The following is an 11595-nucleotide window of genomic DNA, read 5'->3' on the forward strand; positions in this document are numbered from 1 at the left end:
TTTTTCTTCGGCTGCCTGGCCGCGTCGCAGTTGCTCGACCGCATCGGGCGCCGTCAGACCATCCTGCTGTTCTCCGTATGCTGCGTGGGCACGGTCATCGTTTATCTGTTCGTGCCGCTCTCCAATCACGCAATGTTGGCGCTCGGCTTCCCACTCGGCTTTTTCGCCGCCGGCATTCCGGCCAGCATGGGCGCGCTGTTCAACGAACTCTATCCACGCGGGACGCGCGGGACGGGCGTAGGCTTTTGCTACAACTTCGGGCGTGTCGTGTCGGCGGGATTCCCCGTGATGGTCGGACATCTGGCCGCACAGTATTCGCTCGGATTCGCGATCGGCGTGGACGCGGTTTTCGCGTATGCAATCGTCGCCGTCAGCGTGATGATGCTGCCGGAAACGCGCGGGCGCACGCTAGCCGAAGACGTGCCGGCGTAACTCGTTATGACTGATAGTTTCGTCACCGCTATAGATTCGCACGCCCACGTTTTCACGCGGGACTTGCCGCTTACACCTGGCCGGCGTTATGCACCGGCCTACGACGCCACGCTCGAGCATTACCTGGCTATGCTCCGCAGTATCGGGATGTCGCACGGCGTGCTGATCCAGCCCAGCTTCCTCGGCTTCGACAACAGCTATCTGCTCGCCTGTCTCGACGCGTACCCGCAGCAGTTGCGCGGGGTCGTCATGGCTGATCCGGTGAACGCCCTGAGTTATATCGACGACTGGCATGCGCGGGGTGTCGTGGGAATCCGCGCGAACCTGATCGGCGCCCAACTTCCCGATTTCACTGATCAACACTGGACCGCGCTTCTGTCGCGCATGGTCGCGCTCGACTGGCACCTTGAAATGCAGATCGACGCCGGCCGCCTGTTCCAGGTGACGCCCGCGCTGCTGGCAAGCGGCGTGCGGATCGTGATCGATCATTTCGGGCGTTTCGATCCCGCGCTGGGCACCAGCGACCCTGGCTTCGGTTACCTGCTCTTGCTGGGGCAGACACGGCGCGTGTGGGTCAAGGTGTCGGCAGGGTATAGGGTGAGTGCGAAACCGGGGGACCCCGAAGCGACCTTCGCCACGAGCGCGACCGCGTGGTCCAAATTGCTGCCCGCTTTCGGCGCCGACCGCTTGCTCTGGGGCAGCGACTGGCCGCATACGCAGTTCGAACATGTCAGCGATCCACAACGCGCGCTGGACGATCTCCGTCGTCTTGTCACTGACGCGTCACATCGGCGGGCGGTGTTGATTGACACGCCCACAGAGCTTTTCCACTTTCGCTAACTCAATCATCAGAAGCCAAGAAAAACCCTCAAGTCTGCCGCTCTCAGTCCGTTAAACATATATATGTTCATATCAATGAGGTCAGCGGACCGTGTTTAAGAATCTTTCGATCAAGACAGGCTTGACCCTTGCGACAAGCGTGTTTGTCCTGTTGGTACTCGTTGTTGGAACCTGTGCATTCGTCTCGCTGGGCCGCGCAAACCAGGCGCTAAGCGGCATGTACGAGCACGACCTGGCGGGAAGCACTGCGCTGACCCGCAGTTCCGAATTGCTGTTGCGTTGCCGCTCTGCGAAGAACCGGTACGAATCCCTGATTGAGGACAACAAAGCCGACGTCGCCGCAAAACAGCTCGCCACAGCCCACGACTATTGCAACGAATCGCAGAAGCAGTGGGATGTGTTCGCCGCGTTGCCTGTATCGGGCGATGCGCAGGCGCTCATTACCGACGCCGCCGCCAAGCATGCCGCGATGATGCAAAAAGGCATCATGCCGGAGTTCGACGCGCTCGAAGCGAAAGACTTTGATGCGTACAAACATATACAGATGCAGTTCAGCAGTCCGCTCTATAACCAGTTCGACCAGCTTTCGCAGCCGTTGCTCCGTTACGTATCGTCGCGTGCCCAGCAGCGTTTCGAAGCAGCGAAAACGACCGCGAACTTCGTGAATACTGTATTGGTCGCCTGTGCACTGCTCGCGCTGGTGATAGGCATCACCGTGAGGATTGCGTTGACACGTCTGGTCGTAAAACCGATCACGGCGATGGCCGCGGACTTCGAGCGCATCGCCGGCGGCGACCTGCGTACGCCGATCATCGTGGAAAGCGACAACGAAATGGGCCAGTTGCAAGGCGCGTTGCGCCGCATGCAAACCGAACTCGCGACGACGGTGCGGCACATTCGCCATTCAGCGGAATCGATTACCGTCGCTGCCGGCGAGATTGCTTCGGGCAACATCGACCTGTCGGCGCGCACCGAGCAGCAAGCTGCATCCCTGCAGGAAACCGCGGCGAGCATGGAGCAGATCAGCGGCACGGTCCAACGCAACGCGGACAACGCCAGTCAGGCGACTACGCTTGCCGCGAGCGCGTCGACTATTGCGAGTCACGGGAGCGCGGTGGTCAACAACGTGATCTCGACCATGGCCGATATCTCGCAGAGTTCGGCCAAGATCGCGGACATCATTACGATCATTGAAGGCATCGCGTTCCAGACCAACATCCTGGCGCTCAACGCAGCCGTGGAAGCCGCGCGGGCCGGCGAGCAAGGCCGAGGTTTTGCGGTCGTGGCCGGCGAAGTGCGGAACCTCGCGCAACGTTCGTCGAGTGCGGCAAAAGAGATCAAGGATTTGATCGATACATCGGCGGCACGCGTGAGCGCGGGCTCTGGGCTCGTGGGAGAAGCAGGCGCGACGATGACCCAGATCACGCAAGCCGTGCAGCGCGTGACTGCCATCATGAGCGAGATCTCAGCGGCGTCTGATGAACAAAGCCGGGGGATCAGCCAGGTCGCTACCGCGGTCACGCAAATGGACGGGGTCACGCAGCAGAACGCGGCGCTGGTGGAAGAGGCCGCGGCGGCCGCGCAATCGCTGGAAGATCAGGCGAAGTCGCTGAAAGACGCGCTCGCGATTTTCAGCGTGAGCCAGTGACGTGAGCGTAATTTGAAAAGCCTTCCGTGCTGGCTGGTTCAGCGGATTTCCGACTGATACAGGAACTGGCTTGCCGGGCCGCGCGAGCGACGCCATTCGAGCGGATGGCGATCGTATCCATAAGCCAGCCGCTCGATCACCACGATAGGCGTGCCCTTCTCTATGGCCAGCAGTTTCGCGTGCTTCACGCTCGCGGCTTCGACCGTGAGCGTTTCCGTAGCCGATGCCACCACCTGATTGCATTTCGCTTCATAGACCGGATAAAGCAGGTCGCCGATGGAGTCGAGCGGCAGGTCGGCGAACGCCGCGAAACGGTCGAGCGGCAGCCAGATGTCCTCGGTCAGCACAGGCGCGTCTTCGATCAGGCGTAGTCGCGCCATCTGGATCACTTTGGCGCCGGGTGCAATCTGCAGCGTGACGGCGACAGCGGCCGGCGCCTCCACCACACTGCGTTTTAGAATCTGGCTCTTCGGAATTCGGCGCTCGCCGGATTTGCTTTGAAAGCGAAAGAACCGGAACAGCGAGCCATCGAAACTCGCGCGCCGGACAAACGTGCCACGCCCTTGGTAGCGCTCCAGCAGTCCTTCCGCGACGAGCAGGTCAATAGCCTTACGCACGGTTCCAACCGCGAGGTCAAAGCTCTGGGCAAGTTCCTGTTCGGTGGGAATGGCCTCGCCGGGTTGCCAGCGGCGCGCGGCGATTTTTGACGCAAGTTCGTCGCGCAGGCGTTGGTATCGGGGGAGTCGGTTGTCGGCTTGCATGCGTAATCTTCGGTGTAATACATGCACAGGATTGTATGACTTCCCCACGTACTCTGTTGCGTCAAATTGCGTTGCTGTGGGGCTGGCGCTGGCCTGTTGCTCTCGCTGCTCAGCCGTTACTCATGTCTCGCTGAGAGCGCAGCAGTATCGAATCTCGGTCAGCCACTTGCCGCCGAGCTGAACGCCTCTGCTCGAGTTATCGCAGACAAAACCGCTTCGTTTATAAAAGGCACGCGCGCGCCGGTTGTCCAGCAAGACCCATAGGGCGACGTCCGTATATCCGGCGGACTGGAGCGCGTGTCGCGCGGCATCGATCAGTCGTTTGCCGATACCCTTGCGCCAGAAAGCCGGCGCTATATAAAGCGTTTCCACTTCTGCCCAGCGATGGTCCTTGTCCCCGTCCCGGGAGTCCCCGAATGCGACCCAGCCGAGAATCGCTGCGTCGGTGTGATCGTCGGCGTCGGAGTGAGCGACCAGCACCCGTGGCCTTCCTGAGACGATGAAGTTATGCCATGCCTCCCTCCGCCGCATCACCGACAGATTGGCCAGATACGTCTCGGGCAAGATTCCGCGATACGCCGCCTGCCATGAGTCCACGTGGATCGTGGCAATCGCCTTTGCGTCTTCGACCGTGGCCTCGCGTATTCCAACAAGCATGCAATATCCCTGGTTGATGTTGGTTGCGATTCCCGCCGCCAGCAGGGGTTATTAGTTGGGCAGCATGGCCGCGCGGTTCTTCTGCTTGCCGGCGTGGGCGTTTGCAAGCGCGTCTTCCATCGGCTTCGCGTGGGTGGCGGAATCATTCCCCGGGAAGCAGCGTCGTGAGGCGCGTAATCGCCATGTCAGGTGTCGTCGCCATTTTGCGTCAACGGTGGGTTCGCCTCGGCGATGGTTGAGCGAACCCCAAGCGCTAAGTACCACGGGGACGGATTTAAGTTTATCCAAATTTCCTGTTCCGACAGGTTTCACCCGCATAGACTCCACGGGGAGTGAACTCCATACTTGCTTAATCCGTCCGGCTTTCGGGATTTCGGGGTCGAAGACAGCTCTGTTGTTGCGACGGTTACGGACAAGCATCGGAAGTCGCACTCCCACGATGAGAGGCCATATGCGAAAAAAGTTGCTTCAATGGGGTTGTATTGGATTTGCGGGGTTGCTGGCGCTGCCCGGAGTAACGTTCGCGCAACAGCAGGCGTACACGAACAGCCCGGTCAACATGCGCGCCGGCCCCGCGGGCGACTATCCGATCGTGACTCAGTTGCCGGGCGGCGTGCCCGTCACGGTCATGGGTTGCATCAGCGGCTACACCTGGTGCGACGTGGTGGTGCCCAACTTGCGCGGCTGGGTCTACGCGGGCCGTCTCAGCTATCCGTATCAAGGTGGCAATGTACCGATCCTGACTTACGGAACCACGATCGGTTTGCCTATCGTGACGTTTTCTATCGGTTCGTACTGGGGCAGTTATTACCGCGGCCGTCCTTGGTATAACCAGCAATCACGCTGGGCGAATCGGCCGCCTCCACGGCCCGGGCCCGGCCGTCCGCCCGGTTATGGCGGACGTCCTCCGCCGGGACCGCCGCCCGGTCATGGTGGCGGCCGTCCTCCCGGACCGCCACCGGGTCACGGCGCAGGTGGCCGGCCTCCAGGGCCGCCTCCAGGCCATGGCGCAGGTGGCCGGCCTCCGGGACCGCCGCCGGGTCAAGGCGCAGGTGGCCGGCCTCCAGGGCCGCCTCCAGGTCAAGGCGGCGGTGGTCGTCCTCCAGGGCAACCTGGCGGCGGGCGACCTTCAGGACCACCACCCAGTCATGGCGGCGGAGGGGGTAACGGCGGTGGTGGTCATGGCGGCGGTGGGGGCGGTGGCGGAGGTAACGGCGGCGGCCACGGCGGTGGGCAAGGTGGTGGCAACAACCAGCAGCAGCACGGTTAGCCGCAACCTTTCCCCTGCCTCGGGCAACCGCGCACCTCTGCGTCGCCGGCAACGGGCGGACGGCGACAGAAGCATCACGCGTTTCGCGTCACTTGCGCCAGCATGACCCGTTCTGAAAAGGCATCGTCCCGCCCAGGCGCCTGCTTCCGCAGACGCCTGAAGCAATCGTTAGCATCGACAAACAAACGCTGCCCGTGCAATGCGGGATCGCAGAACACGCGAGCCAGGAACAATGCTGCAAGCCAACGCGTCATCGCCGCATGCCAGCCTGAAGACTTTCGCCGCCAAGATGGCTTTTGTCCTGCTCTGGTCGGGCGGCTTTCCGATAGCAAAGATTGCGGTCGGCTACGCGCCGCCGCTGACCTTGCTGGCGCTGCGCTATGGCTGCACCGTTTGCCTGCTCATCCCGCTCTTCATCATCACCAAGCCTGCGTTGCCGAAGAGCCGGGCTGCCTGGGGACATGCGTGTGTGGTCGGCTTCCTTGTGCAAGTCGTCTACTTCGGCTTGAGTTACCTCGCCTTCAAAGCGGGGGTGTCAGCGGGCGTGGCAGCGGTCATCGTGTCGCTGCAGCCTGTGCTTGTGGCCGCACTGGCGCCGAGACTCGTCGGCGAACGCTTGGGCGCCCGGCAATGGCTGGGGCTGATGCTCGGGCTTATTGGCGCGACCGGTGTGGTTGTCAGCAGATCGAGTATGTCGGTGCATTCGGTCTGGGGCCTTCTGCTTGTCATAGGCGCGTTGATTGGAATGACAGCCGCATTGCTCTATGAAAAGCGGTTTGGCGTGGCGCAACATCCGGTGACGTCAAACCTGATCCAGTATTCAATTGGCCTTGTGTTCTGCGCACCTTTGGCGCTGCTGCTGGAAGACGTTCATGTTCAGTGGTCCGGGACGTTTATGGCTGCGCTTGGATACCTCGTGGTTGGCAACTCGCTGATCGCGATCACCTTGCTGCTGGCGCTGGTTCGCGCGGGGCAGGCGTCGAAGATCGCGTCATTGTTCTTCTTTATTCCACCGGTTGCGGCAGTGCTCTCGTGGTTGTTGCTCAATGAAGTCATGCCGCCGCTGGCATGGGGAGCGATGGTGTTTACCGTCGCCGGTGTGGCGCTTGCAACCTGGTCGATATCAAGTCCCAAGCCACGAAAAACGTGACGATAAAGCGGATCGTGCTGGCGCGCCGGAGTCCAGTGCTTTCACAGGGTCACGAAGCGAGACGCCCTCCTACTAGGTGTTTAACCCGACGAAACTAGACGGCCGTAACAACCCGCTATTACCCTCTTTTCTGTCAACGTTGCATACTGAAGCGACGCTATGACACGAGTTTCAGCATGACCAAATTCCTTCATCTCATGATTCGCGTTGAATCGCTGGATCGCTCCATTGCGTTCTATCAAAACGCGTTTGGCATGCGCGAGTCGCATCGCCTTGACTTCGAATCCTTCACGCTCGTTTATCTCCGCGATCCCGAGAGCGGCGCCGAGATCGAACTCACGCTGAACAAAGGCACGACCACTCCCTACACGCACGGCACGGGGTACGGTCACGTGGCATTCGCCGTCGACGATATCGAAGCATTCCGCGACCGTTTGCTAAGCCAGGGCATGCAACCCGGCGACCTGAAATCGCTGAGCCACAACGGCGCGATAGCGGCGCGCTTTTTCTTCATCACCGATCCCGACGGCTACAAGATCGAAGTGCTATCCAGGGAGGGTCACTACGTATGAACTGACGTTGGCGCCGTACACAATATAAAAGGAGACAAATCATGCCCAAGGCAATCCCCATTGCCATCGTCGCAGCCGAGACCGGCGACGCGATCCCTGCTATATCGGCTATACCGTCTGCGCGCGTGAGCCGCAGGCACTTCCTCCAAGGTTCCGTCGTGCTGACTGGTTTGCTGGCGGCCGGCACGCCGATCGCCCTGCTCGCGCCTAGCCGCGCCTGGGCAGTGGAACTCAGCCATATCGATCAGAACCAGGCCGACGCGATCATGGTGCTCGCGCGCACCCTCTATCCGCACAAGACGCTGCCGGACGCGGTCTACGCGCTCGCGGTCAAGGACGTGGATGCAAAAGCCACGGACCCGAAGACCGTCGATGTCATCAAGACCGGCGTGGCGAAACTGAACGATGCCGCAGCCGGGAAATGGAACGACACAGCAAGCCTGTCGGACGCGCAGCGAACCGCCATTGTCGAAGCGAATCAGACCGATCCGTTCGTCCTGCTCGTGCGTGGCCAGTGCGTCACCTCGCTCTACAACAATGAAATGGCGTTCGCCCATTTCGGCTACGAAGGCGAAGCGTTCAGCAAGGGCGGCTACGTGTATCGCGGCTTCAACGACCTGACCTGGTTGCCCAATCCGCCCGCCGACGCAAGTCCGCCGGTCGCGTGATAGCAAAAATAAAGGCGCACATCTGATACTGCCGAGGAGGCAAGCATGGCTAAGTTCGACTACAACGACGACTCCGTTGTCGTGATCGTCGGTTCGGGCGCGGGCGGCGGGACGCTGGCGAACGAGTTATGTCAGAAAGGGGTGAAAGTGGTCGTGCTGGAGGCAGGCAAGCGCCAGTCGTCAGCCACCTTCATCAACGACGAATGGAAATCCTTCGGGCAACTCGCCTGGACCGATAAACGCACCACGTCGGGTACCTGGCGCGTTGCCAAGGACTTCCCCGAACTGCCCGCGTGGATCTGCAAGACGGTCGGTGGCACGACCACGCATTGGGCGGGCGCATCGCTGCGTTTTCATGAGCATGAGTTCAAGGCGCGCACGACCTATGGTTCCATCGATCAGGCGAACCTGCTCGACTGGCCGATCACGCTCGCCGATCTCCAACCCTACTACGCACGCGCCGAAGACAAGATGGGCGTCACGCGCACGAATGGCGTTCCGGGTCTGCCGGGCAACAACAACTTCAAGATCCTGTACGACGGCGCGACGAAGGTCGGCTACAAGAATTGCAGTACCGGCCACATGGCGATCAACAGCCGCCCACGCGCCGGACGCGGCCGCTGCATGCAGCTCGGCTTCTGCTTCCAGGGCTGCAAGTCGGGCGCGAAATGGTCAACGCTCTATACGGAGATTCCCGCAGGCGAAGCCACGGGCAGACTCGAATTGCGGCCGGAATCGCATGTGATGCGCATTGAGACGAATGCTGCCGGCAAGGCCAGCAGCGTGGTCTACATGGATGCCGACGGCAAACAGCAGCGTCAGCGCGCACGCGTGGTCTGCGTCGCGGGAAACTCGATAGAAACGCCGCGCCTGCTATTGCTCTCGGAATCATCGAAGCATCCTGACGGCCTCGCTAACAGCTCGGGCCAGGTGGGCCGCAATTACATGCGGCATACCACGGGCTCGGTGTTCGGCGTGTTCAAGGAACCGGTGCATTTTTATCGAGGCACGGTGATGGCCGGTATTGTCACGGACGAAGCCGCGTTCAATCCGAAACGCGGTTTTGCGGGCGGCTATGAAATGGAAACCATCTCGCTCGGTTTGCCGTTCGCCGCCGCCTTCTTCGATCCGGGCGCATGGGGATCGGACTTTACTTACTATATGGATAACTACGCAAATACGGCTGGCATGTGGATTGTCGGTGAGGACATGCCGCGCGAGACCAACCGTGTGACGCTGAATCATGACGTGAAGGATCAGGTCGGGTTGCCGGTGGCAAACGTCCATTACGACGATCATCCGAATGACATCGCCATGCGCAATCATGCGTTCAAGCAAGGTGAAGCCATCTATGCAGCGGCAGGCGCAGTGAAGACGCTGCGCACGCCGCCCTACCCGTCCACGCATAATCTGGGTACCTGCAGGATGAGCGCGAAAGCGAGTGACGGCGTCTGCAACAAGCACGGCCAGACTTTCGACGTGCCGAACCTGTTTATCTCCGACGGCAGTCAGTTCACGACCAGCGCGGCCGAAAATCCGACATTGACAATCGTGTCGCTGGCAATCCGGCAATCGGATTACATCGCGGACCAGATGAAACGCCGTAATATCTAGAAACCAGAGGCTTGCAAAACGAACCGCAGAAGTCACAGGAGCCGCCGCCCGGCGGTTCCTTCTTCATTGTGAGGAGCTGTCCATGTGCAGGATCTACGCTCAAACCGATCCGATTCTCTATGAATGCCGCGCGCGCTCGGTGCGCATCAGCGGCGTGACGACAACCATCCGGCTGGAAAACCTGTTCTGGCAGACGCTGTCCGAACTCGCCGCCGACAACGACATGACGACCAACCAGCTCATCGCGAAGTTGCATGAGGAGGTCACGCAGCATTTGGGCGAAACGACGAATTTTGCGTCGTTCCTGCGCGTCACCTGTCTTCGATATCAAGGGCTGAGGGCGAACGCATCAATGGATTTTCGCAGCCACGTGGCAGCGGCGACGACTGACAAGGTGACAGGCTGACCGATGATAAAACCGATGACCGGACGTGCCTGGGTGAGAAAGTCTTGCTGCGTGTTGTTCGTGGCGTTTGTAATACCGGCGCATGCCGCCCCGGACGCGGCAGCTGCCTTGTCGATCGTGCAGAAGAACAACTGTCTCTCCTGTCATGCCGTGGATTCGCAGGTCGTCGGGCCGGCGTATCGAGAGATCGCGAAGAAGTATCACGGCGACGCTACGGCGCCCGACAAGCTGTTTGCCAAGGTCCGCAATGGCGGGGCTTTCGTTTGGGGAGAAGTCCCCATGCCGGCGAACCCCGGTATTAGCGACGCCGACCTGCGTACCGTCATCGCGTGGATTCTCGCCGGGGCGCCGGAGCACTGAGCCAGTTCATCAAACCCGCGCGCCGCGCCCTTCTTTTCGGGTTGCTCATATTTGTCCCTACATGCCTCGTCCATGGGTGCCTGCACTTTGCTGCGGTGCGTGCGCACCTATTTCTTTTCCGGCAGGGCAACTGGCTGGTACTTGCGCTTCTTATTTTCGTTCAGGCTACGCTCCAGTATTGCGCATTCTGGACACCAATGTCCCCGGAGCACTACCAACGGTTTCGTCGACCACGTATGCCCTTTCTCGCATCGCCACTCCAGATTTCGATGAACGGCAACATAAGTATCCGAAACACATTCCCCACCGCGTGCGTGGGCTAGCGCCTGCATCTCGCCAAGCGAATGACGAGTGCCGCTACAGTAAGAGCACCACTGCCCCCGTTGTGCTGAGGACGAAGACATTTCCCAGGCGTGTCCCTTTGCACATTGCCACTTCAGGCGCGTTGTTGAACTGACGTAGCACTCCGACAAGCACAGGCCTCCATGTTCCGCCGCAATTTCATGCATTCGGTCGATACCCGTGCGGCCGCGTTCGATCGCGCACTGCGGGCACCAGGCTCCCCGGTGAATAAGTCTGGAGGCGGCCTCCCACTCGTGGCCTTTCACGCAGCGCCAACGCAATCGCTGGCGCCCGCTGGTGTACTCGTCCGACAGGCATTGGCCTCCGTGGCTTGCTGCGTAGCTACGCATCTTTTCTATTGGAGCGCGCTGGCGGTCATACCTACATTGCCCGCACCATTTTCCGGACCGGACAGCGGAGGGCCGTGACTCCCAGCGGTGTCCCGCAGAACATTCAAACAGAAGCGGTGACGTGGCGTCGACACGCTTTTCCGACAGGCAGCGTCCGCCGAGTTTCACCGCAGCACTCTGGACATCGGCCAAGGAAAAGCGCCTGCGTTTATACCCACAAATACTGCACCATGTTCCACGTCTCACGTTGCTCGGGTTCGCGAACCAGCGATGGCCTTCAGCGCATTCCCACTCCAAGGGAGTTATTGAGTTCACGTACAGCTCAGACAGGCACCGACCACCCCGTTCGCGGGCGACACGCTGCATATCGGTCAGGGTCAACGCAGGTCCTGTCAAGCAGATCCCACACCAGTTACCGTATTTCACACTGCCCGGAGCGGCTCGCCAGCGGTGTCCCTTGGTACATTCCCATTCCAGGCTTGTGTTCGCGTTAACATATTGCGTCGACAGGCACCGCCCGCCCCG

Annotated in this window: 12 protein-coding genes; 10 read left to right on the plus strand and 2 right to left on the minus strand. The window is 60.6% G+C overall.

The features are described from left to right. The 3 genes from JWR14_RS15665 to JWR14_RS15675 form a co-directional block, all read left to right on the plus strand. A partial coding sequence (locus tag JWR14_RS15665) for an MFS transporter (protein WP_299708277.1) occupies window positions 1-432 on the plus strand: 432 nt, incomplete at its 5' end. 6 nt (window positions 433-438) lie between these two features. After that, complete coding sequence (locus tag JWR14_RS15670; RefSeq protein ID WP_299708279.1) at window positions 439-1272, plus strand: amidohydrolase family protein; 834 nt, start codon at window positions 439-441, stop codon at window positions 1270-1272. A 91-nt stretch (window positions 1273-1363) separates the two neighbouring features. Beyond that, a complete protein-coding gene (locus tag JWR14_RS15675; protein WP_299708281.1) occupies window positions 1364-2920 on the plus strand; it encodes a methyl-accepting chemotaxis protein in 1557 nt (518 codons plus the stop codon). A 38-nt stretch (window positions 2921-2958) separates the two neighbouring features. Here JWR14_RS15675 and JWR14_RS15680 read toward each other — a convergent pair whose 3' ends face one another. Both JWR14_RS15680 and JWR14_RS15685 read right to left on the minus strand, forming a co-directional pair. Then, on the minus strand, window positions 2959-3681 hold the full coding sequence (locus JWR14_RS15680) for a GntR family transcriptional regulator (RefSeq protein ID WP_299708283.1): 723 nt from the start codon (window positions 3679-3681) through the stop codon (window positions 2959-2961). Window positions 3682-3801: 120 nt separating this feature from the next. Next, window positions 3802-4338 carry a GNAT family N-acetyltransferase gene (locus tag JWR14_RS15685; protein WP_299708285.1) on the minus strand — a complete coding sequence of 179 codons (537 nt, stop codon included), beginning with the start codon at window positions 4336-4338 and terminating at the stop codon, window positions 3802-3804. Between the two features lie 451 nt (window positions 4339-4789). Here JWR14_RS15685 and JWR14_RS15690 point away from each other — a divergent pair, with 451 nt between their 5' ends. The 7 genes from JWR14_RS15690 (at window position 4790) to JWR14_RS15720 (ending at window position 10378) form a co-directional block, all read left to right on the plus strand. Next, window positions 4790-5608 (plus strand): SH3 domain-containing protein, encoded by an 819-nt coding sequence (locus JWR14_RS15690; RefSeq protein WP_299708287.1) that lies wholly within the window; start codon window positions 4790-4792, stop codon window positions 5606-5608. Window positions 5609-5840: 232 nt separating this feature from the next. Next, window positions 5841-6758, plus strand: a complete 918-nt coding sequence (locus JWR14_RS15695) for a DMT family transporter (protein WP_299708289.1) — start codon at window positions 5841-5843, stop codon at window positions 6756-6758. A 176-nt stretch (window positions 6759-6934) separates the two neighbouring features. Further along, window positions 6935-7330: a VOC family protein gene (locus JWR14_RS15700; protein WP_299708291.1), complete on the plus strand. Its 396-nt coding sequence runs from the start codon at window positions 6935-6937 to the stop codon at window positions 7328-7330. Window positions 7331-7371: 41 nt separating this feature from the next. Further along, entirely contained in the window at window positions 7372-7998 is a 627-nt protein-coding gene (locus JWR14_RS15705) for a twin-arginine translocation signal domain-containing protein (RefSeq protein ID WP_299708293.1), read from the plus strand. A gap of 45 nt (window positions 7999-8043) precedes the next feature. Next, the gene (locus tag JWR14_RS15710) at window positions 8044-9612 is read left to right on the plus strand and encodes a GMC family oxidoreductase (RefSeq protein ID WP_299708295.1); all 1569 of its coding nucleotides are present in this window, start codon (window positions 8044-8046) and stop codon (window positions 9610-9612) included. Window positions 9613-9694: 82 nt separating this feature from the next. Continuing rightward, window positions 9695-10018 carry a ribbon-helix-helix domain-containing protein gene (locus tag JWR14_RS15715; RefSeq protein WP_299708297.1) on the plus strand — a complete coding sequence of 108 codons (324 nt, stop codon included), beginning with the start codon at window positions 9695-9697 and terminating at the stop codon, window positions 10016-10018. Between the two features lie 15 nt (window positions 10019-10033). Then, window positions 10034-10378, plus strand: coding sequence for a c-type cytochrome (locus JWR14_RS15720; RefSeq protein ID WP_299708299.1), 345 nt, complete (start codon window positions 10034-10036; stop codon window positions 10376-10378). The last annotated feature ends 1217 nt before the right edge of the window (window positions 10379-11595 follow it).

This window comes from Caballeronia sp., assembly GCF_028292365.1.
Classification (GTDB): Bacteria; Pseudomonadota; Gammaproteobacteria; order Burkholderiales; family Burkholderiaceae; genus Caballeronia.

Bases quoted from the DNA above. Each gene is read 5' to 3' on its own strand.
- JWR14_RS15670 (WP_299708279.1), top strand. From the start codon at position 439: ATGACTGATAGTTTCGTCACCGCTATAGATTCGCACGCCCACGTTTTC.
- JWR14_RS15680 (WP_299708283.1), bottom strand. From the start codon at position 3,681: ATGCAAGCCGACAACCGACTCCCCCGATACCAACGCCTGCGCGACGAA.
- JWR14_RS15685 (WP_299708285.1), bottom strand. From the start codon at position 4,338: ATGCTTGTTGGAATACGCGAGGCCACGGTCGAAGACGCAAAGGCGATT.
- JWR14_RS15690 (WP_299708287.1), top strand. From the start codon at position 4,790: ATGCGAAAAAAGTTGCTTCAATGGGGTTGTATTGGATTTGCGGGGTTG.
- JWR14_RS15695 (WP_299708289.1), top strand. From the start codon at position 5,841: ATGCTGCAAGCCAACGCGTCATCGCCGCATGCCAGCCTGAAGACTTTC.
- JWR14_RS15700 (WP_299708291.1), top strand. From the start codon at position 6,935: ATGACCAAATTCCTTCATCTCATGATTCGCGTTGAATCGCTGGATCGC.
- JWR14_RS15705 (WP_299708293.1), top strand. From the start codon at position 7,372: ATGCCCAAGGCAATCCCCATTGCCATCGTCGCAGCCGAGACCGGCGAC.
- JWR14_RS15710 (WP_299708295.1), top strand. From the start codon at position 8,044: ATGGCTAAGTTCGACTACAACGACGACTCCGTTGTCGTGATCGTCGGT.
- JWR14_RS15715 (WP_299708297.1), top strand. From the start codon at position 9,695: ATGTGCAGGATCTACGCTCAAACCGATCCGATTCTCTATGAATGCCGC.
- JWR14_RS15720 (WP_299708299.1), top strand. From the start codon at position 10,034: ATGACCGGACGTGCCTGGGTGAGAAAGTCTTGCTGCGTGTTGTTCGTG.